The following is a 233-nucleotide window of genomic DNA, read 5'->3' on the forward strand; positions in this document are numbered from 1 at the left end:
GGCCATCAACAAAGGCCGTTTGCGGAGGATTTTCTAACTCAATTTTTATACCGCGTTCACGGCTAACCAAACGTATATCAAAATCTTTGTGTTTATCGTAAATATCATTGCTTACATCGGTGTGGCTGCCTACATTGAGCACGGCCAATACACAGTTTCTAAATAGTCTGTAGCGTTCGCTGGTTGATGATTGCTCGAGTAAGTCTACTTCTAGCTGCGACAATAAATCTAAT

At 41.2% G+C, this 233-nt stretch carries 1 protein-coding gene; it reads right to left on the reverse strand.

What is annotated here, in order from left to right; all coding sequences use genetic code 11:
* The coding region (locus R0K30_RS23660; protein WP_410613489.1) for a pyrimidine/purine nucleosidase domain-containing protein at positions 1-233 on the reverse strand (233 nt) is incomplete at both ends.

It is taken from the genome of Bacillus sp. SIMBA_154 (assembly GCF_046536015.1).
Lineage (GTDB): Bacteria > Bacillota > Bacilli > Bacillales > Bacillaceae > Bacillus > Bacillus pumilus_P.